Raw genomic sequence first — 22,307 nt, 5'->3', positions numbered from 1 at the left:
AAGGAGACGAACATGAAGAAGAAAAACGCGCTCGCCGCGATTGCTGCCCTCGCCATGGCAGGTGTGGCAGGCGTGGCCGGCGTTCCTGCCGCCCATGCCCAGGGTGCCGGCCAGCTGAACGTCATCTGCTCCGTGCAGGACGAATGGTGCTCGCTCATGAGCACGACCTTCGCCCGCAGTTCCGGCATCAAGGTCAACGTGCTGAAGCGCGGCAGCGGCGAGGCGCTGGCGCAGCTGCTGGCGGAGCGCAGCAATCCAAAGACCGACGTGTGGTTCGGCGGGACGGGCGATCCCCACCTGCAGGCGGCCGAGCAGGATCTGACGCTCGAATACAAGTCGCCGTCGCTGCCGCAGCTTCACGCATGGTCGCAGGCGCAGGCCGAGCAATCGAAATGGCGGACCGTGGGCGTGTATTCAGGGCCGCTGGGCTTCGCATTCAACACCGAGCTGCTTGCGAAGAAGAAGCTGCCGGAGCCCAAGTGCTGGAAGGACCTGCTCTCGCCGGCGCTGCGCGGCGAGATCCAGGTCGCCAATCCGGCGAGTTCGGGTACCGCCTACACCATGATCGCGACCCTGGTGCAGCTGATGGGCGAGGACAAGGCCTTCGAGTACATGAAGGCGCTGCACAGGAACGTCGGGCAGTACGCGCGCTCCGGCACGGGGCCGATCAAGGCGGCGGCCCGAGGCGAGACGACGGTTTCCATCAGCTTCGTCCATGACGCGCCCAGCGAGCAGATGCAGGGCTTCCCGATCGCGACCGCGACACCCTGCGAGGGAACGGGCGCGGAGATCGGATCGATGTCGATCGTCAAGGGCGCACGCAACCTCGACAACGCCAGGAAGTTCTATGAATGGGCGCTGACCCCGGCGGCACAGCAGTTGGCTGCCGCGGCGCACCAGTACCAGCTGCCCGCGAACAAGTCGGCCAGCCTGGACAGCCACATTCCCGATTTCCGCAAGATCCGCCTCATCGACTACGACTACGCGAAGTACGGGCAGTCGGCAGAGCGCAAGCGCCTGATCGAACGCTGGGAGCGCGAGGTCAATTCCCAGCAACGCTGATCGTTCCGGCATGAAACTCAACGACAACAACCGACCGATCGCGGTCTGGTCGATCATCGGCCTCGTCGCGTTCTGCGTCCTTCCCTGGTACGCGCTGCCCGAGGGCCTGTCCGGCCTGCAGGGCATCGGCGAATTGCTCGCGGGGCACGACAGCTCCAGCGCGCTCGCCCAGACATTGCTGCATCGGCGCCCCTGGCTGGCACTGGGGCTCTGGCCGATGGTCGCCGCCCTGGCGGCCCTGCGCATGGCACCGGGCAGGGCGCAGGGCCGCCTTCTTGCCTGGTGCGGCGCGCTGGGTGCCGCTGGCGTGCTGCTGCAGGGCTTTGCCATCGGATTGCCTGGCACCGGCCTGATCGCCGGCGCAAGCCAGCCCGGCTTCGGCTGGGGCGCCATGCTGGTGCTGTGCTCGCTGCTGATGCTGACTGCCTTCGGCATGGCGCGCACCGGTGCGTTCCGCGGCGACCTGTTCGTGGCGGCGGCGGTCGTCGGCGTCAGCGGCCTGCTGGTCACCTTCGTCGCCTTCCCGGTCTTCAGGTCGCTGTACGGCGCCTTCCTCGACGACAGCGGCCAGCCCAGCGTGGCAGCCTGGCTCGCACGCATCGCGAGCGAGCGTATCTGGGGCGTCGGCTGCGTGTATTCGGCGCAAAGCTGCGGCGTCGCGTGGAACACGCTGGCGCTGGCCACGCTGACCGGCATCACGACGACGGTGCTCGGCACGCTCCTGGCACTGGTCGAGAACCGCAGCGACTCCCGGATCCGCAACGCGCTGCGGTTCCTCGCGCCCCTGCCCATCATCACGCCTCCGTTCGTGGTGGGGCTGGGCCTCATCCTCCTGTTCGGCCGCGCGGGCCTCGTCAACCAACTGGTCGAATGGGCCTTCGGCGTGGAGCCCACGCGCTGGTTCTATGGCTGGTTCGGCGTGTGGCTTGCGCAGCTGTTCGCTTTCACCCCGATCGCCTTCCTGATCGTGCGCGGTGTCATCGAAGGCATCAGCCCTTCGCTGGAGGAGGCCTCGCAGACCCTGCGCGCGGGCGGCTGGCGCACCTTCCTGTACGTGACCTTCCCGCTGATGCTGCCGGGCCTCACCAATGCGTTCCTCGTCGGCTTCATCGAGAGCATCGCGGACTTCGGCAACCCGATCATCGTCGGCGGCCAGTTCTCGGTGCTGTCCACGGAGATCTTCTTCGCCATCGTCGGCGCCCAGTTCGACCAGGGCAGGGCGGCCGCGCTCGCCCTCATCCTCAGCGTGTTCGCACTGGGCGTCTTCGCGCTGCAGCGCCGCGTTCTCGGCCGGAAGAACTTCACCACCGTCTCGGGCAAGGGCGACGCGGGCCTCTCGATGCGCCTGCCCGACGGGCTTCGGCGCGCGGCGCTGTGCGTGGTGGTGCCCTGGCTGGTCTTCACGCTGGTCGTCTATGTGTTCGCATTCTGTGGCGGCTTCGTGCAGACCTGGGGCCGCAACTATTCGCCGACCCTTGCCCACTTCCGCACGGCCTTCGATTTCGCGATCGATGGTGGCGCCGTGCAATGGATCGGCGTTGCCTGGGATTCGCTCTTCACGACGGTGCGCCTGGCGGCGCTCGCGGCACCGCTCACGGCGGGCCTGGGCCTGTTGATCGCCTGGCTGCTGGCCCGCGTCCAGTTTCGCGCGCAGGGCGCGTTCGAGTTCTCGGCCCTCATGGCCTTTGCGATTCCGGGAACGGTCCTGGGCGTGAGCTACGTGCTCGCGTTCAACGTGCCGCCGCTGGAGATGACCGGCACCGGCCTGATCATCGTGATGTGCTTCATTTTCCGGAATCTTCCGGTGGGCGTGCGCGCCGGCGCCGCTGCGTTCAAGCAGCTCGACAAGTCGCTCGACGAGGCCTCTCTGATGCTTCGCGCCTCGACGGCGCGCACGCTCTGGTCGGTCACGCTGCCGCTGCTCAAGCCCGCGCTGGCCGCTTCGCTCATCTACAGTTTCGTGCGGTCGATGACCACCGTGTCCGCCGTGATCTTCCTCGTGACGGCGGAGACCGAGCTGGCGACGACCTTCATCATCGGGCGCGTGGGCCAGGGCGACTACGGCGTCGCCCTGGCGTACAGCACGGCCCTCATCGTCCTGATGGCGCTGGTCACGGGCTGTGTGCAGTGGTGGATCGGCAATCGCCGCCTGGGCAGAAGGACTCCCGCGCCGGCAGCACCTGCCGGCGGCACGCCCGGCGTGAACAGAAGCCCAGCCCGAAGCCCAGCGGCAACGGCATCGCCATGATCCCCATCTTCCATCGAGAGAAAACCATGTACGGCATCGAATTCAAGAACGTCTCCAAGAGCTACGGCACCGGCGCCGGCGCGCCGATGGTCGTCAGGGACATCAGCTTCGGCGTGCCCAAGGGGACGCTGACCACCATCCTCGGCCCCTCGGGGTGCGGAAAGACCACGACGCTGCGGATGATCGCGGGCCTGGAGAGCCCAAGCTCGGGCCGCATCTTCATCGACGGCGTGGACGTCACCACGCTCGGCGCGGCGCAGCGCAACGTGAGCTTGGTCTTCCAGAGCTATGCGCTGTTCCCGCACATGAGCGTGATCGAGAACGTGTCCTACGGGCTGCGCATGTCGGGCCTGCCGAAGCCCCAGGCCAGGGAGAAGGCGGGGCTGATGCTCGAGACCGTCGGGCTGAAGGGAATGAACGAGCGCATGCCGAGCGAGCTCTCCGGCGGCCAGCAGCAACGCGTTGCGCTCGCGCGTGCGCTTGCGCTGGAGCCCGCGGTGCTGCTGTTCGACGAGCCCCTGTCCAACCTGGACGCCCGCCTGCGGCGTTCCATGCGCGAGGAGATCCGCTCGCTGCAGCAGCGCCTTTCGCTGACGGTGGCCTATGTGACGCACGACCAGAGCGAGGCGCTGGCGGTCAGCGACCACATCATCGTGATGGACCAGGGCGTGATCGCGCAGCGCGGGGAACCCCATGAGCTGTACGAATCGCCGCAGTCGGAGTTCGTGGCGGGCTTCATGGGCGAGGCCATGCTGTTCGACGGACTTTGCGACGGGCAGCAGCGCGTTCGCCTGGGATCCCTGAGCATCGCGACACCCGCCGGAATCGGCCCGGGACCGGTGAAGGTCGCCGTGCGACCGGAAGCCTGGGTCATCAGGCCCGTGGCCAACGACGGCCTCGCGGCGCGGGTGATCAAGAGGACCTACGTCGGCAGTACCGTCGAGTACACCTTCTCCAGCGAGCTCGGCGAAATCTTCGTGGTGTCGCCCGAGGTCAGGCAGACCCTGGCCCATGGCGCGCCGGTGAGCCTGCACCTGGCCGACCATGGCGTGTCCATCGTTTCCTCCGTGAACTAGGCCACGCCCGCTGCCCTTGCCGGACGACGATGCGACTCGGGCGGGGCAGCCTCCAGACCATGCAGACGAGATTGCGAGAGCCGGCGTTTTCCGGCAGCGCGGACGATGGCTGTTCCCTCTTGCAGCTGCCCGAATTCGAGCACGGCCAGCCGGCGCAGCCGCAGCGCCGCGGATCGCCGATAGACATGAACTCGTGCCTGTCCTTTTCGGAGCGCGGCGTGCCGTGGCTGCCCGGGCGGCTGCGCTATCCCCAGGATTTCGAGCTCCATGCGATAGGCGCCCCGTTCGCGCGCGCCTTCGTGGGCGACGAGATCCACAGCTTCGCGCCGGGCAACGTCGTGCTGATCGGTCCGCGCCTGCCGCACAACTTCCGGTTCTCGGGCCCGGCCGACGATGCATGCGCGGCGATGAACCCGGTGCTGCGGTTCGCCGAGGCGCCCTTGCGCAACAGCATGGCCTTGCTGCCGGACCTGCGCGAGGCCGAAGCCCTCCTGGACAGGGCCCGCCAGGGCGTCGAGTTCGTCGGATTCCGGGAGGCCGCGGCGAGCTACCTGACGAGGATCGCGCAGAGCCGCGGGCTGGAGCGCTTCGCGGCTTTCGCGGCGCTTCTGAACGAACTCGCGCGATGGAAGGACACGCGCGTTCTCACGAGGCTGAACTACGAGCAGGCGCAGCCCCTGGCCCACTGCCGATGGGGAAAGATCTACGCGGTGCTCGACTACCTGCGGACGAACTACATGCAGGAATTCAGCCTGCCCGAGATCAGCGCCAAGTTCGGAATGCAGGAGGCAGCGCTGTCGCGGCAGTTCCGAAAGCTCACCGGCACCACGTTCACCTCCTTCGTCACGGAGCTGCGGGTGACCAGGGCCTGCCAGTTGCTCCTTCATGGCGACCGGCAGATCAGCGCCATCTGCTACGCGGTCGGCTTCAACAACATTTCGAACTTCAACAGGCAGTTCCTCAAGCGCAAGGGCCTGACGCCGACCGAGTACAGGGCGCTCGGCGATCCGGGCCGGCGAAGGGAGGATGTTTGCGGCGCGCCAGATGCCGCCGGTTGGGTGGAGCCTAGGCATCCGCCACCGCATACGGCGTGAACCTGCTTTCGTTCTCGTTCACGTCCAGCGCCCGCCCGATGAAGGGGAACGCCCGCTGCGGGCAGGCGGTGCGCTCGCACACCTTGCAGCCCATGCCGATGGGCGTGGGCACGTCCTGGTCGGCCAGGTCGAGTCCCTTGGAATAGACCAGCCTCGGCGCATGCCGGATGTCGCAGCCCAGGCCGATGGCGAAGGCCTTGCTCGGTGAGCCGAACCCGCGCTGCCCGTGCGACACCGTGCGCGCCACCCACAGGTAGGTGCGCCCGTCGGGCATGCGCGCGAGCTGCCGCAGCACGCGCCCGGGCTGCGCGAAGGCCTCGTACACGTTCCACAGCGGGCAGGTGCCGCCGGTCTTCGAGAAGTGGAAGTGCGTGGCCGACTGCCGCTTCGAGATGTTGCCCGCGCGGTCCACGCGGATGAAGAAGAAGGGCACGCCGGGCGCGCCGGGCCGCTGCATCGAGCTCAGGCGATGGCACACCGTCTCGAAGCCCACGCCGAAGCGGCGCCCCAGCAGGTCGATGTCGTAGCGCAGGGCTTCCGCAGCCTTCAGGAAGAGCTCGTAGGGCAGCAGCACCGCGCTGGCGAAATAGTTCGCCAGCCCTATGCGGGCCAGCGCGTGCGTCGGGGCGTCGTCGAAGCCTGCGCCTTCGAGCAGCGATTCGATCAGCCTCGTCTGCTCCAGCAGCGCCAGCTGGGTCGCGAGCTGAAACGACTGCTGGCCCGGCTCCAGGCTGCCCGACAGGCGCAGCACGCGGCTGGCGGGGTCGTAGCGGCGCTGGCTCTCGATGGCGTCGTCGTCGGTGGGCACCACGCGCACGCCGTGCTGCTCCAGCAGCCGCCGCTGCAGCCATTCGGACAGCGGGCCGCCGTGGCCGCGCGCTTCTTCGGCGAGCCTCTCGGCGCGCTGGTCCAGTTCCTCGAAGTGGTTCTGGTGGGCGAAGAAGAAGTCGCGCACGGCCTCGAAGGGCATGGGGCGCGCGCTCGTGAGCTCGCCGCGTCCGTCGCCCAGCCCGGCGGCCATGATCTCGAGCCGCTCCATGGCTTCCTGGTGGCGGCGATGCAGCGCGAGCAGCGCGCGCGCCACCGCCGGCATCTGCGAGGCCACCTCGCGCAGCTCCGGCAGCGCGACGGCTTCGCCGCCGGGGTTGTCGGCCAGCGCGTCGCGCATGCTCGAGACGAGGCGGGCTTCCTCGTCCTCGGAGAACTGCTGCACGTCGACGCCGAGCGTGCGGCTGATCCTGAGCAGCACGGCCACGGTCAGCGGCCGCTGGTTCTGTTCGATCTGGTTGAGGTAGCTGGGCGAAAGCCCCAGCGCCTGGGCCAGCGCCACCTGCGTCATGCCGCGCTCCGCGCGCAGCTTGCGCAGGCGCACGCCCATGAAGGTCTTGCTCATCGTGCGGCTCCTTGCGTATTTGCAATATTCGCAAATCTCGCGTTTTCCATTCGCAATGATTGGCTGTTTCAGTCCTTCATTATGGCAACGCATTTGCGTAAATTGCGAATCCATGACTGACGAGAACACCGCGTTCGAACTCACGGAAATCGTGTTTCCCGAGCACGCCAACCACTACGGCACGCTCTTCGGCGGCAACGCGCTGATGCTGATGTCCAAGGCGGCCTTCCTGTGTGCGCGGGCGTTTGCGAAGGCCGACGTGGTGATGGCCCGCTGCGGTGACGCGCAGTTCCTCGCGCCGGTGCCGGTGGGCAGCGTGCTGCGTCTGCGCGGCTCCATCAGCCGCGTCGGCCGCAGTTCACTGACGGTGTGCGTCAGCGGCACCGCGCAGCAGCTCGGGCGCGAGCCTCGGGCGGTACTGCGGTCCTGGTTCGAGATGGTCGCCGTCGATGGCAACGGCCGGCCCGCGCGCATTTCCGGCGCTTATCTGCATCGAGAGAAGGAAGAAGCATGAACGACACCGCAACCCCCACGGCTCCCGGCTTCAGGGCCAAGAAATCCGTGGCCCTGTCCGGCGTGACCGCCGGCAACACCGCGCTGTGCACGGTAGGACGCACCGGCAACGACCTGCACTACCGCGGCTACGACATCCTCGACATCGCAGAAGTCTGCGAGTTCGAGGAGATCGCGCACCTGCTGGTGCACGGCAAGCTGCCCACGGCGGCGGAGCTGCGCGCCTACAAGGCGAAGCTCAGGTCGATGCGCGGCCTGCCCGCGAGCCTGAAGGAGGCGCTGGAGCAGCTGCCCGCCGGTGCGCACCCGATGGACGTGATGCGCACCGGCGTGTCGTCGCTGGGCTGCATGCTCCCCGAGAAGGAAGACCACAACCTGCCGGGCGCACGCGACATCGCCGACCGGCTGATGGCTTCTCTGGGCTCGATGCTGCTGTACTGGTACCACTGGTCCACGCAGGGAAAGCGCATCGACGTGGAGACCGACGACGACTCCATCGGCGGCCACTTCCTCCACCTGCTGCACGGCCGCAAGCCTTCCGAGGCCTGGGTGCGCGCGATGCACACCTCGCTCAACCTCTACGCCGAGCACGAGTTCAACGCATCGACCTTCACCGCGCGCGTGGTGGCGGGCACCGGCTCCGACATGTACTCGGCCATCACCGGCGCCATCGGCGCGCTGCGCGGGCCCAAGCACGGCGGCGCCAACGAGGTGGCCTTCGAGATCCAGAAGCGCTACGACTCCCCCGACGAGGCCGAGGCCGACATCCGCCGCCGGGTCGAGGCGAAGGAGGTCGTGATCGGCTTCGGCCACCCCGTCTACACCGTGAGCGATCCGCGCAACGTGGTCATCAAGGGCGTGGCGAAGTCGCTCTCGCAGCAGGCCGGCTCGACCAAGATGTTCGACATCGCCGAGCGGCTCGAAGGCGTGATGTGGGAGGTGAAGAAGATGTTTCCCAACCTCGACTGGTTCAGCGCGGTGAGCTATCACATGATGGGCGTGCCCACGGCCATGTTCACACCGCTCTTCGTGATCGCGCGCACCTCGGGCTGGGCGGCGCACATCATCGAACAGCGCATCGACAACAAGATCATCCGGCCGAGCGCCAACTACACGGGCCCGGAAGATCTGGAGTTCGCGCCGATCGAGGATCGGAAGTAAAAAGCGAAGAAGAGGCCGAGCGCCGCCCCATGAATACCCAGTACCGCAAGAATCTCCCCGGCACTTCGCTGGACTATTTCGACGCGCATGAAGCCGTCGAAGCCATCCGCCCCGGCGCCTGGGCCAAGCTGCCCTACACCTCGCGCGTGCATGCCGAGAACCTGGTGCGCCGCTGCGACCCGGCCATCCTCGAACGCAGCCTGCGGCAGATCGTCGAGGGAAAGAGGGAGCACGACTTTCCGTGGTTTCCGGCGCGCGTGGTGTGCCACGACATCCTGGGCCAGACCGCGCTGGTCGACCTGGCCGGCCTGCGCGATGCCATCGCCGAGCAGGGCGGCGACCCGGCGCAGGTGAACCCGGTGGTGCCGGTGCAGCTCATCGTCGACCATTCGCTGGCGGTGGAGTGCGGAGGATTCGACCCCGATGCCTTCGCGAAGAACCGCGCCATAGAAGACCGGCGCAACGAAGACCGCTTCCACTTCATCGACTGGACGAAGCGGGCCTTCAGGAACGTGGAGGTGATCCCGCCGGGCAACGGGATCATGCATCAGATCAACCTGGAGCGGATGTCGCCGGTGGTGCACGCGCAGGACGGCGTGGCCTACCCCGACACGCTGGTCGGCACCGACAGCCACACGCCGCACGTCGATGCGCTGGGCGTCGTCGCCATCGGCGTGGGCGGGCTGGAGGCAGAGAACGTGATGCTGGGCCGCGCCTCGTGGATGCGCCTGCCCGTCATCGTCGGCGTGAAGCTCTCGGGCCGGCCGCGACCGGGCATCACCGCCACCGACGTGGTGCTGGCGCTGACCGAGTTCCTGCGCCAGTCGAAGGTGGTGGGCGCGTACCTCGAGTTCCATGGCGAGGGCGCGGCCAGCCTCACGCTCGGCGACCGCGCGACCGTCTCGAACATGGCACCCGAGTACGGCGCCACGGCCGCGATGTTCGCGATCGACTCGCAGACCATCGACTACCTGCGGCTCACCGGCCGCAGCGACGAGCAGGTGCGGCTGGTCGAAACCTACGCAAGGCACGCCGGCCTGTGGGCCGACACGCTGAAGGACGCGGAGTACGAGCGCGTGCTGCAGTTCGACCTGTCGACGGTGGTGCGCAACATGGCCGGCCCGTCGAACCCGCATGCGCGCGTGGCCACCACCGAACTCGCTGCGCGCGGCATCGCGGCGCCATGGCGCGAAGAGCCGGGCCGCATGCCCGACGGCGCGGTCATCATCGCGGCCATCACCAGCTGCACCAACACCAGCAACCCGCGCAACGTGATCGCCGCAGGGCTGCTGGCGCGCAACGCCAACCGGCTGGGCCTCGCGCGCAAGCCGTGGGTCAAGTCGTCGCTGGCGCCGGGTTCCAAGGCCGTGACGCTGTACCTGCAGGAAGCCGGCCTGGTGGGCGAGCTCGAGAAGCTCGGCTTCGGTGTGGTGGCCTACGCCTGCACCTCGTGCAACGGCATGTCGGGCGCGCTGGACCCGGCGATCCAGCGGGAGATCGTCGAGCGCGACCTCTACGCGACGGCGGTGCTCTCGGGCAACCGCAATTTCGACGGCCGCATCCATCCGCATGCGAAGCAGGCCTTTCTTGCATCGCCGCCGCTGGTGGTGGCCTATGCCATTGCCGGCACCGTGCGCTTCGACATCGAGCGCGACGTGCTGGCCGTGGTCGATGGCAGGGAAGTGCGGCTGAAGGACATCTGGCCCGACGACGCGGAGATCGATGCCATCGTGAAGTCGAGCGTGAAGCCCGAGCACTTCCGGCAGGTGTACGAGCCGATGTTCGCCATCCGGCCCGACACCGGCGAGAAGGTCGCACCGCTGTACGAGTGGCGTGCCGCCTCCACCTACATCCGCCGCCCGCCGTACTGGGAGGGCGCGCTGGCCGGAGAGCGCACGCTCAGGGGCATGCGGCCGCTGGCGATCCTGCCGGACAACATCACGACCGACCATCTCTCGCCCTCCAACGCGATCCTGATGGACAGCGCGGCCGGCGAGTACCTCCACAGGATGGGCCTGCCCGAGGAGGACTTCAACTCCTACGCCACCCATCGCGGCGACCATCTCACCGCGCAGCGCGCCACCTTCGCCAACCCCACGCTGCGCAACGAGATGGTGCGCAAGGAAGACGGCAGCGTGCGCGCCGGCTCGCTGGCGCGCGTGGAGCCCGAAGGGAAGGTCATGCGCATGTGGGAGGCCATCGAGACCTACATGCTGCGCAGGCAGCCGCTGATCATCGTGGCGGGCGCCGACTACGGCCAGGGCTCCTCGCGCGACTGGGCCGCCAAGGGCGTGCGGCTGGCGGGCGTGGAGGCCATCGCGGCCGAGGGCTTCGAGCGCATCCACCGCACCAACCTGATCGGCATGGGCGTGCTGCCGCTGGAGTTCAAGCCCGGCACCAATCGCCTGACGCTGGACCTGGACGGCACCGAGACCTACGACGTGAGCGGCGCGCGCGAGCCGCGCGCCGATGTGACGCTGGTCATCCACCGCCGCAACGGCGAGCGGCTCGAAGTGCCGATGACCTGCCGCCTCGACACGGCAGAGGAGGTGTCGATCTACGAGGCCGGCGGCGTGCTGCAGCGCTTCGCACAGGACTTCCTTGCCACGAACGCATCGGCAGCGCCCGTGGCCGCCTGAATCGACAATCCCGACAATCGCAAGACCATGGCCTTCGCACCACAGATCAGGATTCCCGCCACCTACATGCGCGGCGGCACCAGCAAGGGCGTGTTCTTCCGCCTGCAGGACCTGCCCGAGGCCGCGCAATTGCCCGGCAAGGCGCGCGACGCGCTGCTGCTGCGCGTCATCGGCAGCCCCGACCCCTACGGCAAGCAGATCGACGGCATGGGCGCCGCCACCTCCAGCACGAGCAAGGCGGTGATTCTTTCGAAGAGCGACAGGCCCGGCCACGACGTGGACTACCTCTTCGGCCAGGTGTCGATCGATCAGCCCTTCGTCGACTGGAGCGGCAACTGCGGCAATCTCTCGGCGGCGGTCGGCCCCTTCGCGATTTCCAACGGCCTGGTCGATGCGGCCCGCGTGCCGCGCGACGGCGTGGCGGTGGTGCGCATCTGGCAGGCCAACATCGGCAAGACCATCGTCGCGCAGGTGCCGATGGCCGGCGGCGCGGTGCAGGAAACCGGCGGCTTCGAGCTCGACGGCGTGACCTTCCCGGCCGCGGAGGTGCAGCTCGAATTCATGGACCCGGCGGCGGAAGAGGAGGGCGCAGGCGGCGCGATGTTCCCGACCGGCAATCTCGTCGACGAGCTCGAGGTGCCCGGCGTCGGCAGGCTGCGCGCGACGATGATCAACGCGGGCATCCCGACCGTCTTCGTGGAAGCGCAAGCCATCGGCTACACCGGCACCGAGCTGCAGGACGCCATCAACGGCGACGCCAGGGCGCTCGCGATGTTCGAGGCGATCCGCGCGCACGGCGCGCTGAAGATGGGCCTCATCGAGAGCATCGCTGAAGCGGCCACCCGCCAGCACACGCCCAAGGTGGCCTTCGTCGCGCCGCCGAAGGACTACACGGCTTCCAGCGGCAAGGCCGTGCGCGCGGCGGAGGTCGACCTGCTCGTGCGTGCGCTGTCGATGGGCAAGCTGCACCACGCCATGATGGGCACGGCCGCGGTAGCCATAGGCACGGCGGCGGCCATTCCGGGTACGCTGGTCAATCTCGCGGCCGGCGGCGGTGAACGCGCGGCGGTGCGCTTCGGCCATCCCTCGGGCACGCTGCGTGTCGGCGCCGAGGCCCGCAAGAGCGGCGGCGAATGGGTGGTGACGAAGGCTTTGATGAGCCGCAGCGCCCGTGTGCTGATGGAAGGCTGGGTGCGCGTGCCCGGCGACAGTTTCTGATTGGAGTGTTTTCCGAATGTCCACCCGCAAGCAACTCAAGTCCCTCGCGCAGGCCCGCCGCGGCCTGATCGTTCCCGGCGCCTTCAACGCCTTGTCCGCCCGGGTCATCGAAGACCTGGGCTTTGAGGCGATCTACATCACCGGCGCGGGCGTCACCAACATGTGGTTCGGCATGCCCGACCAGGGCTTCATGGGGCTCGCGGAAATAGCAGACCACACCGCGCGCATCCGCGACGCGGTCTCGGTGCCGCTGCTCGTCGATGCCGACACCGGCTTCGGCAATGCGCTGAACGTGCGCCACACGGTGCGCACGCTGGAGCGCGCCGGCGCCGACTGCATCCAGTTCGAGGACCAGGTGGCGCCCAAGCGCTGCGGCCATTTCTCGGGCAAGGAGGTGATCTCCACGGAAGAGGCCGTGAGCAAGATCAAGGCGGCCGTCGACGCCCGCCAGGACCAGGACCTGCTGATCATGGCCCGTACCGACGCGGCCGCCGTCCACGGCTTCGAGGCCGCGGTCGAGCGTGCGCAGAAGTTCGCCGAGGCCGGCGCAGACATTCTTTTCGTCGAGGCCGTGACGAAGGAGGAAGAGGTGCGGGCGCTGCCGAAGCGCCTGGATGCGCCGCAGCTCATGAACATGGTGATCGGCGGCAGGACGCCGATCTTCAACGCCACCGAACTCGGCGAGCTGGGCTACGGCATCGTCCTGTATGCCAACGCCGCGCTGCAAGGCGCGGTGGCGGGCATGCAGAAGGCGCTGACCGTGCTGCGCGACGAGAAGGAAGTGCAGGAGTCCAGCGGGCTGGTCGCGCCCTTCGCGGAGCGGCAGCGGCTGGTGGGCAAGCCCGAGTGGGATGCGCTGGAGAAGCGGTACACCTGACGGAGACGGGCGCCGGGGTGTGCAGGCCTGCTTTCCGGACGGCCTCCGCGACGAAGGGCACGGGTAGACTCCGCGGCTTTTCCTTTCCGCAGAGGAGCAACCCGCGATGGCAATCCCGGACGCAGGACCCTTCTTCCACGGCACGCGCGCGGATCTTCAGCCGGGAGACCTGCTCACGGCCGGCTTCAGGTCGAACTACGACGGCCGCGTCGTCATGAACCACATCTACTTCACCGCCTGGCCCAAGGGGGCCGGGCTGGCTGCAGAAATGGCGAAGGGCGAGGGCCGTTGCCGCGTCTACATCGTCGAACCCACGGGCGCCTACGAGGACGACCCCAACGTCACCGACAAGAAGTTCCCGGGCAATCCCACGCGCTCCTACCGAAGCCGGGAGCCGCTGCGGATCGTCGGCGAGCTGGAGGCCTGGGAACCCTTCGACGAGGAGTACATCCGCCAGCTCAGGGAGCGCGTGCGCGTCGGCATGGGAGAGATCATCAACTGACTCCCGTCAGCGCAGCACCAGCACGGGAATGTGCGAGTGCGTCAGCACGTGCAGCGTCTCGCTGCCCATCAGCAGGCGCGCCAGGCTGCGCCGCCCGTGCGAGGCCATCACGATCAGGTCGCACTGCTGGTTCTTCGCGGTGGTGATGATGGCCTCGGCCACCTGGTTCGAGCGCATGACGATGGCCTGCGCGCTGCGCACGCCCCTGGCGAGCGCGGTGGAGGCCACCTTGTCGACCAGCTGCTGCGCTGCCCGGTCGGTGTGCGCCTGCGATTCCTGGATGTCGCGCTGGCTCAGCATCATCGAGCCCTCGAAGTAGCCGACCGGCTCGATGTGCGCGACGGTGACGCCCACGAGGTCCGCGTTGGTCAGAAGGGCCAGGTCGATCGCGGCCTTGACCGCTTGCTCCGACAGCGCCGAGCCGTCGGTTGCCACAAGAACACGCTTGTACATGGCAGGCTCCTTGGCCCCCGGCACCGCGGGTGCCCTCATGCTTCAGTCTAGTTCGCGAACGCGGCCATGCAAGGCGGGGCGGCTACCCTTCATTTTTCGCGCCGGCTGCCGATAACCCCTGTTCGAACACGACCAAGGAGGATCGAAATGGTGAATGCCATCGGTGCGGCCGGCAGCGCGAGGAGCGGAGCCGACGCGAACGTCGAGATCGCGAAGATCCAGCGCCAGATCACGGCGACGCAGAAGCAGATCGAGGAAACGCAGGGCTTGCTGCTCAAAACGCCCGAGGGCGAGGCGCGCAAGCTGATCCAGCAGCAGCTCGAGGCGCTGGCGGTCCAGCTCGCCATGCTGCAGCAGCAGATGAACGCGCTGCGCATGGGCGCCCTCCAGAAGAGCGCCATGGCGTCGATGGAGGAAAGCGCCACCGCCGCGCCGCGCACCGGCGGCAGCCGCGGCGGCCTGATCGGCGGCAACGTGGACGTGCAGGCCTGAGTCAGCCGCCGCGCTCCGGCCACCGGTGCCGCGTGCCCCCGGATCGCCGGTCGGCCTTCTCCGCCACCATCCCCTGCGCGAGAAGCTGTTCGCCGCGCTGCTCCAGGTGCTGCAGGCAGCGCAGGAAGGCGTCCAGGTCCTCGGGCGCGATGCCGCCCAGCAGCTCGGTGTTCAGCCCCGCGATGCGCGGGAAGAGTCGGCCGAACAGCTGCTGGCCCGAGGCGCTCAGCCGCACGTGCACTTCGCGCCGGTCCTCCGCGTTCTGGCGCCGGTGCACCAGCTTCTTCTCGACCAGGCTGCGCAGCCCGCGCGAGGTGCGCACCCGGTCCAGGTGCAGCAGCGCGGCGAGGGCCGACGAGGTCATCTCGCCCTCCTGCGCGAGCGTGGCGATCATTCCCCACTCGCGGCGCGTGATGCCGAAGCCGCCCTCGACCAGCCGGGTGGCCATGCCGCTGCCCGCGCGAACGGCGCGGGTCATGCGATAGAGCAGCAGGTCGTCCAGGGAATGGGGCGCGCGCAAGGCTTCTGCGTCGGGAAAAACTTGTTGCATACGGGTGGCGGAAAGGCGCGGTGAGTGTGGTTCGCCCGCCTCGGCGGGTAGTTGATTGATTAGATCAACTGTTTGCCCATACGTATAAACCAGTAACAAATTTGAACGAGCGGAAACAGTCTTGACGCGCGATTTTCGCCGTGAAACCCGCGCCTTCCCGTTCACGACCAATGTCCGCAGGAGATCCCCGATGCCCGCATTTCTTTCCAGGCGCAAGCTCATCATGGCAGGGGGCATGGCCCTCGCCGCTTGCGCTCCCCTGGCCCAAGCCCAGGCGCCCGCCGCGCTGGACGGCGGTCCGCTCACCCTCGTGGTCGGCTACGCGCCCGGCGGCAGCACCGATCGCATCGCGCGGCTGATCGCCGAGCGGCTTACGCCGAAGCTCGGCGTGCAGGTGAGCGTGGAAAACCGTCCCGGCGAGGGCGGCCGCCTCGCGGCCAAGGAAGTTAAGCGCGCGCCAGCCGGCCAGAACGTGCTGATGCTCGGCAACCCGGCCGTGATGGTGGTCGCGCCGCTGGTCATCAAGGACGCCGGCTACGACCCCGACAAGGACTTCGTGCCCGTCTCCCAGGTCAGCAGCTACGACTTCGCGCTGGCCGTGGGCAGCAAGCTCCAGCTCGACCGCGCGATGTTCCTGGTGGGCCGCCTGTGGGCGCACCCCGAGGAGGCCATTTTCGGCGTGCCCGCCACCGGCAGCCTGCCGCACTTCTTCGGCCTGATGGTGGGCGACGCGCTGAGCGTGCAGCCGCAGATCAAGGGCTATGGCGGCTCCGCGCCGCTGGCGGCCGACCTGGTCAACGGCAGTCTGCCGATTGCCATCGACACGCTCGATTCGCTCTACCCGCAGCACGTGGCCGGCAAGATCCGCATCCTCGCCACCTCGGGCAAGAAGCGCGCGGGCTTCGCGCCCAACATCCCGACCTTCAGCGAGGCCGGCATGAAGATCGACGCCGACGGCTGGAACACCTTCTTCGCGCCGTCCGCCATGCCGCCCGCCAAGGTGCAGCTGCTGGCCAACTCGATCCGCGACGTGATGAAGGACCCGAGCCTGCACAAGGTGGCGGAGTCGCTCTTCATCACGCCGGTGGCGAGCAATGCGGCGGAAACGACGCAGATGCTGAAGACCTACCGTGCGCAGTGGGAGCCGGTGGTGCGCCGCTCCGGTTTTCATCCATGAACCTGGTACTTCCCCCAGGCTTCGCGCACTTCGTGTCGCTTCGCCAACCCCCCTCGCCGGGGGGCGACGCCTGCGGCCCGGCAAAGCCGGTTCCGCGGCGTCCTGCGGATGGGCCGTGCTTGCTTTCAGGCTGCTAGTGCGCGCATCTCTGCGATCAGGTCGGCCTTGCCTTCGAATCCGATGCCGGGCAGCGGCGGCAGGGTGACGTAGCCGTTGTCGACCTTCACGCCGTCGGGGAAGCCGCCGTAGGGCTGGAAGAGGTCGGGGTAGCTTTCGTTGCCGCCGAGGCCGAGGCCGGCGGCGATGGCCAGGGACATCTGGTGGCCGCCGTGCGGGATGCAGCGCGAGGGCGACCAGCCGTTCTCCTTGAGCATGTCGAGCGTGCGCAGGTATTCGACGAGGCCGTAGCTCAGCGCGCAGTCGAACTGCAGCCAGTCGCGGTCGGGGCGCATGCCGCCGTGGCGGATGAGGTTGCGCGCGTCCTGCATGGAGAACAGGTTCTCGCCCGTGGCCATCGGGCCGGCGTACACCTCGCCGAGCTTGGCCTGCAGCTCGTAGTCGAGCGGGTCGCCGGCTTCCTCGTACCAGAAGAGCGGGTATTGCGAGAGGGCGCGGCCGTAGTCGATGGCGGTGGGCAGGTCGAAGCGGCCGTTGGCGTCCACCGCCAGCTGCTGGCCGGGGCCGAGGATCTTCAGCACCGACTCGATGCGCTCGCAGTCTTCGGCCAGCGTGGCGCCGCCGATCTTCATCTTGACCACCGAGTAGCCGCGCTCCAGGTAGCTGGTCATCTCGCGCTGCAGGCCTTCGAGGCCCTTGCCGGGGTAGTAGTAGCCGCCGGCCGCATAGACGAACACGCGCGGGTCCGGCTTGCCGGTGCCGTAGCGCTCGGCCAGCAGTTGATGGAGCGGCTTGCCTGCGATCTTGGCGGTGGCGTCCCACACGGCCATGTCGATGGTGCCCACGGCCACCGAGCGCTCGCCGTGGCCGCCGGGCTTCTCGTTGATCATCATGCGGGCCCAGATCTTGTGCGGATCGAGGTTGTCGCCGGTCTCGTCGAGCAGCGAGGCCGGCTCGGCCTCCAGCAGGCGCGGCAGGAAGCGCTCGCGGATCAGGCCGCCCTGGCCGTAGCGGCCGTTGGAATTGAAGCCGTAGCCGACGACGGGCCGGCCGTCGCGGATCACGTCGGTGACCACCGCGACGAGGCTCAGCGTCATCTTCGAGAAGTCGATGTAGGCGTTGCGGATGTCCGACTTGATGGGGCGGGTGGATTCGAGGATGTTGACGATTTTCATGGTCGGGTTCCGGGTGGAAGGAAGGGAAGCGAAAGAGGGTCAGAGATGCAGCGAGGAACCGCCGCAGATCGGGATGTCCTGCCCGGTGATGGCCGCCGCCGATGGCGAAAGAAGAAAGCCGGTGAGCGCGGCGATCTCCTCGGGCTGGATCAGCCGGCCGATGGGCGGCAGGCGCGGCGCGCTGCCCGCGCGGGCCGGGTCCTGCAGCATCGAGGTCTGCGTTGCGCCGGGCGACACCACGTTCACGGTCACGCCGCGCGCCGCGACTTCCGCGGCCCAGCTTCGCGCGAGCGCTATCAGCGCGGCCTTGGTGGCGGCGTACTGCCCGCGCCCGGGCAGCCCCTGCGCGACGCGACTGCCGACGAACACCACGCGGCCGTTGCCGCGCGCGGCCATCGCCGGCACGAGCGCGTCGGCCAGGCGCGTGGCCGCGTCCACGTGCAGGCGCCACATCAGCTCGCCGCTCGCGTGATCGAGTTCGCCCAGCGGGCCGACGCGCAGCACGCCGGCCGCGTGCACCAGTGCGCTCGCGTCCTGCAGCGTCGGGGCGGTGCGCGCGATGGCGGCGGCGTCGCTCAGGTCCACCGCCACATGCGTGAAGCCGGCGTGGGAAGACAGCGTGGGCGCGGCCAGGTCCAGCCCGCTCACGCGCCAGCCCGACTGCAGCAGGTGCGAGGCGATGGCGCGGCCGATGCCGCCGCTGCTGCCCGTCACCACGGCATGCGGGAGCCCCTGGGCTTCATTCGACATGGATGTTGCCCTCGGTGATGATCTTCTTCGAGCGCGCCATGTCCTCGGCCTGGAACTTCGCGAAGTCCTCGACGCTGCCCGGCGTCAGCAGCAGGCCCTGCGCGCCCAGCGTCTCGCGCATGTCGGTGCCCAGCGCCTTGTTGACCTCCGCATTCAGCCGCTGCGTGATGGCGGCCGGCAGCTTCGCCGGGCCCCACAGGCCGTACCAGCTGTAGAACTCGTAGCCGGGGATGCTCTCGCCCACCGTGGGCACGTTCGGCAGGCTTGTCGCGCGCGTGGCCGAGGTCACGGCAATCACCTTCAGCATGCCGCTCTTGTGGTACTGCAGCGAGCCGAGGATCGGGTCGATGAAGCCGTCGATCTGCCCGCCGATCAGGTCCTGGAAGGCTGGCGCCGTGCCCTTGTACGGCACGATCAGGTAGTCGAGCCCGCCGCCCGCGCGCTTGAGCAGCTCGGTCGACAGGTGCCCGGCCGAGCCGATCGAGCCCACCGCGAAGGTCATCTTGCCGGGGTGCGCCTTGGCGTAGGCGATGAGCGACTTCACGTCGTTCACCGGCAGGTTCTTGTTGACCGCCACCGACAGCGGGGCCTTGGCCACCAGCGCCACCGGCGTGAAGTCCTTCACCACGTCGTAGGGCACCGACTTCATGGTCATCGGCGCGGTCGTGAAGGTCGATGCGTTGAACAGCAGCGTGTAGCCGTCGGCCGGCGCCTTCGACACCACGTCGGCGCCGATCACGCCGTTGCCGCCGGGGCGGTTCTCCACGATGAACGTCTGGCCCGTCTGCTCGCCGAGCTTCTGCGCCAGCAGGCGGCCGATGGTGTCGAGCGTGCCGCCGGGCGGGAAGGGAATCACCATGCGCACCGGCCGGGCGGGCCAGTTCTGGGCGAGGCCGGCCGTCGATACGGCGGCCAGCGCGAGCGCGGCCAGGGTGGCGCGCAGGAAGTGCTTGCGTTGCATGTCTCTTGTCTCCTTGTGTTCTTTTGGCGGGGGCGCGGCGGCCCCCGGCGGTCAGCGCTTCGACAGGCCGGCCTGCTCGACGGCGGCGCGCAGCGCGTCCATCTCGCGCGCGTTCGGCGCCTCGGTGGGCGGGCGCACGGTGGCGTTGTCGAGCACGCCGGCCAGGTACATGCCGCCCTTCATGCGCGCATGGGCCTCGCCGGTGGGTTCGCCGCCGCCGTACACCGCGTCCTTCAGCGGCGTGATGAGCGCCTGCACCGCCATCGCCTTCTTCAGGTCGCCGGCCTTCACCGCGTTCCACAGGTCGATGATGAGTTGCGGGATGAAGGTCGCGAAGCCGACCAGCGCGCCGTCGACGCCCTGCACCATCGAGGCCAGCAGGTACTCGTCGTGGCAGGTGAGGATGGCCTTGGAGGCATCGGCCTCGCGGATCGCCTGGATGTCGCGGGCGTACTTGTTCATGTCGCGCTGGCCCACCTTGAAGGCCTGCAGGTAGGGCAGGCGCGCCAGCTCGGCCAGCAGCTGCGACGAGTAGGAGGCGCGGGTCCAGGCCGGGTACACGTGGCAGACCAGGTCCAGCTCGGGCGCGGCGCGGTGGATGGCATCGAAGTACTGCAGCGCGTGGCCGGGCGTGAAGCCGAAGCGCAGCCAGTGGTGCGGCGGCATCACGTCCAGCGCCACCGCGCCGGCGGCCTGCGCGGCGCGGGCGTGCTCGGCGGCCTCGGCCAGGCCCTCGCAGACGATCGACGAGATCACCGGCGTGCGGCCGCGCAACTCGTCGGCGACGATGCGCGTCACCTCGGCGCGCTCCGACGGCGTGAGCGAGAACACCTCGCCGGTGTGGCCGTTGGTCATGATCGCCACCACGCCGTCATGGCCGGCGAGCCACGAGGCCAGCTTGCGCAGCGCCGGTTCGTCGATGCGGTGGTCGCTGGTGAAGGGGCAGGAAATGGCGGGAATGATCCCGCGATAATTCGCGATGGAAGGCATGCTGTGTCTCCGTGTGGTTCAAGGTGCAGGAATGGGTGCATCTTTTGCCGGCGGGGTGCGGGCCGTCCAATACTCGAATCGCATACAACTATTCAACCCGACCGATCGCGCAGCGCATGGGCCCCGGCAACCGACCGCTCGACCTCGAATGGCTGGAAGACTTCCTGGCCCTTGCCGAGACCGGCAACTTCTCGCGCGCCGCGCAGGCGCGCTCCATCGCACAGCCCGCCTTCAGCCGCCACATCCGCTCGCTGGAGGAATGGGTGGGCGTCGACCTGTTCGACCGCAGCGCGCATCCCACCGCGCTCACCGCCGCGGGCAAGCGCTTCCAGCCGCTGCTGCACGAAGTGCTTGCGGGCCTGGAGGCCGCGCGCATCAAGGCCCGCGCCGCGCACGACCTGGCCGCGGCCAGCCTGAGCTTCGCGGCCACGCACGTGCTCTCGCTGACCTTCTTTCCGCGCTGGCTGGCGAGCGTCGAATCGCGGCTGAGCATGGGGCCGATCCAGACCATCTCCGACAGCTCCTACGCCTGCGAAGACCTGATGCTGCAGCGCCGCGTGCAGTTCGTGCTGTGCCACGGCCACGCCGATGCGCCGGGCCGGCTCGACGAGGCGCAGTACCCCGTGCTGCGCCTGAGCGAGGACGTGCTCGTGCCCGTGAGCGCACCCGACGCAAGGGGCGCGCTGCAGCATGCGCTGGGCGAGGGCCGCTCGCCCTCCGTGCTCGCCTACAGCGAAGCCTCGGGGCTCGGCCGGATCATGCGGGCGATGCAGGACAGCGAATTCGGCAAGGACTTCGGCGCGTCGCTTTCGGTCGTCTTCACCGCCCACCATGCCGCGCTGCTGCGCACTATGGCGCTCGAAGGCCGAGGCCTCGCATGGCTGCCGATGAGCCTGGTGGCCGACGACCTGCGCGGCGGCGCGCTGGCCGATGCCGGCGCGGGCGGCTGGCGCGTGCCGGTGGACATACGCCTGTACCGCCAGCAGGCGCAGATGGCGCCGGTGGCGGAGGCGTTGTGGAAGCTGGTCAGCGAAAGCTCTTCGGTCGCCTGACTGGCACGGTTTGTTCGTGGGACACCGCGGAACCGGCTTTGCCGGGCCGCAGGTGTCGCCCCCGGTGAGGGGGCTGGCGCAGCGACACGAAGTGCGCGAAGCCTGGGGGTGGTCTAGTTCGCGCAGCGCGCTTCCAGCGCATCGAGGAAGCTGCGGTCCCAGCGGCCTTCCTTCATCGCCTGGATGGTGCGCGCTTCCGTCTCCAGGTGCGCGCGGGCCTTCTCGATCAGCCATTGCGCATCGGCGGGCGCGAAGGCCATCAGGCCGTCCTGGTCGCCCACCACGATGTCGCCGGGGTTCACGATCATGCCGCCCACCGACACCGGCACGTTGATTTCGCCGGGGCCGTCCTTGTACGGTCCGCGGTGGTTCACGCCGCGCGCGTACACCGGGTAGTCGCGCTCGCGGATCTCGGCCACGTCGCGGATGGCGCCGTCGAGCACCAGGCCCACGGTGCCGATGGTCGCGGCATAGAACGACAGGATGCCGCCGATGACCGCGTTGGTGACATCGCCGCCCGCATCGATCACCAGCACGTCGCCGGGCCGGCAGAACTCGAAGGCGCGCATGGGCGTGAGGTTGTCGCCGCCGCGCGTCTTCACGGTCACGGCCGTGCCCGCCATGGTCTTGTGGCCGGGGCGGTGGTAGGGCTGCAGGCCCACGCTGCCGATGTTGCGGTGCATGTTGTCGCTGAGCGCGGCCACCGGGATGTCGTGCAGCGCGGCGATGATGTGCGGCGCCGCCTGCGGGGCCGAGGGGTTCTTGCGGATGGCTTTGTAGGGCATGGGATGCGTCCTGGTCTTGAAG

At 68.7% G+C, this 22,307-nt stretch carries 21 protein-coding genes; 13 read left to right on the top strand and 8 right to left on the bottom strand.

Translation table 11 applies throughout. The features are described 5' to 3' along the window. The first annotated feature begins 12 nt into the window (after nucleotides 1-12). The 4 genes from FHT32_RS03435 (at nucleotide 13) to FHT32_RS03420 (ending at nucleotide 5,480) form a co-directional block, all read left to right on the top strand. Nucleotides 13-1,062 carry an ABC transporter substrate-binding protein gene (locus FHT32_RS03435; RefSeq protein WP_371132123.1) on the top strand — a complete coding sequence of 350 codons (1,050 nt, stop codon included), beginning with the start codon at nucleotides 13-15 and terminating at the stop codon, nucleotides 1,060-1,062. 10 nt (nucleotides 1,063-1,072) lie between these two features. After that, on the top strand, nucleotides 1,073-3,310 hold the full coding sequence (locus FHT32_RS03430; RefSeq protein WP_176663222.1) for an iron ABC transporter permease: 2,238 nt from the start codon (nucleotides 1,073-1,075) through the stop codon (nucleotides 3,308-3,310). Nucleotides 3,311-3,336: 26 nt separating this feature from the next. Then, on the top strand, nucleotides 3,337-4,386 hold the full coding sequence (locus FHT32_RS03425) for an ABC transporter ATP-binding protein (RefSeq protein ID WP_176663221.1): 1,050 nt from the start codon (nucleotides 3,337-3,339) through the stop codon (nucleotides 4,384-4,386). 119 nt (nucleotides 4,387-4,505) lie between these two features. Beyond that, complete coding sequence (locus FHT32_RS03420; RefSeq protein ID WP_176663220.1) at nucleotides 4,506-5,480, top strand: AraC family transcriptional regulator; 975 nt, start codon at nucleotides 4,506-4,508, stop codon at nucleotides 5,478-5,480. Here FHT32_RS03420 and FHT32_RS03415 read toward each other — a convergent pair. Then, entirely contained in the window at nucleotides 5,452-6,873 is a 1,422-nt protein-coding gene (locus tag FHT32_RS03415; protein WP_176663219.1) for a short-chain fatty acyl-CoA regulator family protein, read from the bottom strand. The two genes, FHT32_RS03420 and FHT32_RS03415, sit on opposite strands and share 29 nt — an antisense overlap. Between FHT32_RS03415 and FHT32_RS03410 the strand changes: the two genes are divergently transcribed. The 6 genes from FHT32_RS03410 to arr all read left to right on the top strand — a co-directional run bounded on the left by FHT32_RS03410 (nucleotide 6,857) and on the right by arr (nucleotide 13,783). After that, complete coding sequence (locus FHT32_RS03410) at nucleotides 6,857-7,387, top strand: acyl-CoA thioesterase (protein WP_371132122.1); 531 nt, start codon at nucleotides 6,857-6,859, stop codon at nucleotides 7,385-7,387. The two genes, FHT32_RS03415 and FHT32_RS03410, sit on opposite strands and share 17 nt — an antisense overlap. After that, nucleotides 7,384-8,547, top strand: a complete 1,164-nt coding sequence (gene prpC, locus FHT32_RS03405; protein ID WP_176663218.1) for a 2-methylcitrate synthase — start codon at nucleotides 7,384-7,386, stop codon at nucleotides 8,545-8,547. The genes FHT32_RS03410 and prpC overlap by 4 nt, the downstream gene beginning before the upstream one ends. A 29-nt stretch (nucleotides 8,548-8,576) precedes the next feature. Beyond that, nucleotides 8,577-11,186 carry a Fe/S-dependent 2-methylisocitrate dehydratase AcnD gene (gene acnD, locus FHT32_RS03400; RefSeq protein ID WP_176663217.1) on the top strand — a complete coding sequence of 870 codons (2,610 nt, stop codon included), beginning with the start codon at nucleotides 8,577-8,579 and terminating at the stop codon, nucleotides 11,184-11,186. A 27-nt stretch (nucleotides 11,187-11,213) separates the two neighbouring features. Further along, nucleotides 11,214-12,404 (top strand): 2-methylaconitate cis-trans isomerase PrpF, encoded by a 1,191-nt coding sequence (gene prpF / locus FHT32_RS03395; RefSeq protein ID WP_176663216.1) that lies wholly within the window; start codon nucleotides 11,214-11,216, stop codon nucleotides 12,402-12,404. A gap of 16 nt (nucleotides 12,405-12,420) precedes the next feature. Further along, a complete protein-coding gene (locus FHT32_RS03390) occupies nucleotides 12,421-13,281 on the top strand; it encodes an oxaloacetate decarboxylase (protein ID WP_176663215.1) in 861 nt (286 codons plus the stop codon). Nucleotides 13,282-13,387: 106 nt separating this feature from the next. Next, nucleotides 13,388-13,783, top strand: coding sequence for an NAD(+)--rifampin ADP-ribosyltransferase (arr, locus tag FHT32_RS03385; RefSeq protein WP_176663214.1), 396 nt, complete (start codon nucleotides 13,388-13,390; stop codon nucleotides 13,781-13,783). A 6-nt stretch (nucleotides 13,784-13,789) separates the two neighbouring features. Here arr and FHT32_RS03380 read toward each other — a convergent pair whose 3' ends face one another. Beyond that, on the bottom strand, nucleotides 13,790-14,236 hold the full coding sequence (locus FHT32_RS03380) for a universal stress protein (RefSeq protein WP_176663213.1): 447 nt from the start codon (nucleotides 14,234-14,236) through the stop codon (nucleotides 13,790-13,792). A gap of 147 nt (nucleotides 14,237-14,383) precedes the next feature. Here FHT32_RS03380 and FHT32_RS03375 point away from each other — a divergent pair, with 147 nt between their 5' ends. Next, on the top strand, nucleotides 14,384-14,728 hold the full coding sequence (locus tag FHT32_RS03375; protein ID WP_176663212.1) for a FlxA-like family protein: 345 nt from the start codon (nucleotides 14,384-14,386) through the stop codon (nucleotides 14,726-14,728). A 1-nt stretch (nucleotide 14,729) separates the two neighbouring features. Here the strand turns inward: FHT32_RS03375 and FHT32_RS03370 are convergent, their stop codons facing one another. Next, nucleotides 14,730-15,278 (bottom strand): MarR family winged helix-turn-helix transcriptional regulator, encoded by a 549-nt coding sequence (locus FHT32_RS03370; RefSeq protein WP_176663211.1) that lies wholly within the window; start codon nucleotides 15,276-15,278, stop codon nucleotides 14,730-14,732. Between the two features lie 190 nt (nucleotides 15,279-15,468). Between FHT32_RS03370 and FHT32_RS03365 the strand changes: the two genes are divergently transcribed. Further along, nucleotides 15,469-16,455, top strand: coding sequence for a tripartite tricarboxylate transporter substrate-binding protein (locus FHT32_RS03365; protein WP_176663210.1), 987 nt, complete (start codon nucleotides 15,469-15,471; stop codon nucleotides 16,453-16,455). A gap of 125 nt (nucleotides 16,456-16,580) precedes the next feature. On the opposite strand, the gene FHT32_RS03360 is transcribed toward FHT32_RS03365, so the two are convergent. Genes FHT32_RS03360 through FHT32_RS03345 form a run of 4 tightly spaced genes read right to left on the bottom strand, consistent with a single transcriptional unit; the run spans nucleotide 16,581 to nucleotide 20,448 of the window. Beyond that, entirely contained in the window at nucleotides 16,581-17,747 is a 1,167-nt protein-coding gene (locus FHT32_RS03360; RefSeq protein WP_176663209.1) for a mandelate racemase/muconate lactonizing enzyme family protein, read from the bottom strand. Nucleotides 17,748-17,786: 39 nt separating this feature from the next. Beyond that, nucleotides 17,787-18,497 carry an SDR family NAD(P)-dependent oxidoreductase gene (locus tag FHT32_RS03355; RefSeq protein ID WP_176663208.1) on the bottom strand — a complete coding sequence of 237 codons (711 nt, stop codon included), beginning with the start codon at nucleotides 18,495-18,497 and terminating at the stop codon, nucleotides 17,787-17,789. Then, nucleotides 18,487-19,458, bottom strand: a complete 972-nt coding sequence (locus FHT32_RS03350; RefSeq protein ID WP_176663207.1) for a tripartite tricarboxylate transporter substrate binding protein — start codon at nucleotides 19,456-19,458, stop codon at nucleotides 18,487-18,489. Before FHT32_RS03350 ends, FHT32_RS03355 begins: the two co-directional genes overlap by 11 nt. 51 nt (nucleotides 19,459-19,509) lie before the next feature. After that, entirely contained in the window at nucleotides 19,510-20,448 is a 939-nt protein-coding gene (locus FHT32_RS03345; RefSeq protein ID WP_176663206.1) for a dihydrodipicolinate synthase family protein, read from the bottom strand. 116 nt (nucleotides 20,449-20,564) lie between these two features. Here FHT32_RS03345 and FHT32_RS03340 point away from each other — a divergent pair, with 116 nt between their 5' ends. Then, entirely contained in the window at nucleotides 20,565-21,500 is a 936-nt protein-coding gene (locus FHT32_RS03340; RefSeq protein WP_176663205.1) for a LysR family transcriptional regulator, read from the top strand. A gap of 113 nt (nucleotides 21,501-21,613) precedes the next feature. Here FHT32_RS03340 and FHT32_RS03335 read toward each other — a convergent pair whose 3' ends face one another. Continuing rightward, the gene (locus FHT32_RS03335; protein ID WP_176663204.1) at nucleotides 21,614-22,285 is read right to left on the bottom strand and encodes an RraA family protein; all 672 of its coding nucleotides are present in this window, start codon (nucleotides 22,283-22,285) and stop codon (nucleotides 21,614-21,616) included. Nucleotides 22,286-22,307 lie beyond the last annotated feature (22 nt).

It is taken from the genome of Variovorax sp. SG517, assembly GCF_013376045.1.
GTDB lineage: Bacteria > Pseudomonadota > Gammaproteobacteria > Burkholderiales > Burkholderiaceae_C > Variovorax.
The sequence above is the reverse complement of the archived record's forward strand: the minus strand, read 5'-3'. Positions and strand labels throughout refer to the sequence as shown.

Bases quoted from the DNA above. Each gene is read 5' to 3' on its own strand.
- FHT32_RS03435 (WP_371132123.1), top strand. From the start codon at position 13: ATGAAGAAGAAAAACGCGCTCGCCGCGATTGCTGCCCTCGCCATGGCA.
- FHT32_RS03430 (WP_176663222.1), top strand. From the start codon at position 1,073: ATGAAACTCAACGACAACAACCGACCGATCGCGGTCTGGTCGATCATC.
- FHT32_RS03425 (WP_176663221.1), top strand. From the start codon at position 3,337: ATGTACGGCATCGAATTCAAGAACGTCTCCAAGAGCTACGGCACCGGC.
- FHT32_RS03410 (WP_371132122.1), top strand. From the start codon at position 6,857: ATGAAGGTCTTGCTCATCGTGCGGCTCCTTGCGTATTTGCAATATTCG.
- FHT32_RS03415 (WP_176663219.1), bottom strand. From the start codon at position 6,873: ATGAGCAAGACCTTCATGGGCGTGCGCCTGCGCAAGCTGCGCGCGGAG.
- prpC (WP_176663218.1), top strand. From the start codon at position 7,384: ATGAACGACACCGCAACCCCCACGGCTCCCGGCTTCAGGGCCAAGAAA.
- acnD (WP_176663217.1), top strand. From the start codon at position 8,577: ATGAATACCCAGTACCGCAAGAATCTCCCCGGCACTTCGCTGGACTAT.
- prpF (WP_176663216.1), top strand. From the start codon at position 11,214: ATGGCCTTCGCACCACAGATCAGGATTCCCGCCACCTACATGCGCGGC.
- FHT32_RS03390 (WP_176663215.1), top strand. From the start codon at position 12,421: ATGTCCACCCGCAAGCAACTCAAGTCCCTCGCGCAGGCCCGCCGCGGC.
- arr (WP_176663214.1), top strand. From the start codon at position 13,388: ATGGCAATCCCGGACGCAGGACCCTTCTTCCACGGCACGCGCGCGGAT.
- FHT32_RS03380 (WP_176663213.1), bottom strand. From the start codon at position 14,236: ATGTACAAGCGTGTTCTTGTGGCAACCGACGGCTCGGCGCTGTCGGAG.
- FHT32_RS03375 (WP_176663212.1), top strand. From the start codon at position 14,384: ATGGTGAATGCCATCGGTGCGGCCGGCAGCGCGAGGAGCGGAGCCGAC.
- FHT32_RS03370 (WP_176663211.1), bottom strand. From the start codon at position 15,278: ATGCAACAAGTTTTTCCCGACGCAGAAGCCTTGCGCGCGCCCCATTCC.
- FHT32_RS03365 (WP_176663210.1), top strand. From the start codon at position 15,469: ATGCCCGCATTTCTTTCCAGGCGCAAGCTCATCATGGCAGGGGGCATG.
- FHT32_RS03360 (WP_176663209.1), bottom strand. From the start codon at position 17,747: ATGAAAATCGTCAACATCCTCGAATCCACCCGCCCCATCAAGTCGGAC.
- FHT32_RS03355 (WP_176663208.1), bottom strand. From the start codon at position 18,497: ATGTCGAATGAAGCCCAGGGGCTCCCGCATGCCGTGGTGACGGGCAGC.
- FHT32_RS03350 (WP_176663207.1), bottom strand. From the start codon at position 19,458: ATGCAACGCAAGCACTTCCTGCGCGCCACCCTGGCCGCGCTCGCGCTG.
- FHT32_RS03345 (WP_176663206.1), bottom strand. From the start codon at position 20,448: ATGCCTTCCATCGCGAATTATCGCGGGATCATTCCCGCCATTTCCTGC.
- FHT32_RS03340 (WP_176663205.1), top strand. From the start codon at position 20,565: ATGGGCCCCGGCAACCGACCGCTCGACCTCGAATGGCTGGAAGACTTC.
- FHT32_RS03335 (WP_176663204.1), bottom strand. From the start codon at position 22,285: ATGCCCTACAAAGCCATCCGCAAGAACCCCTCGGCCCCGCAGGCGGCG.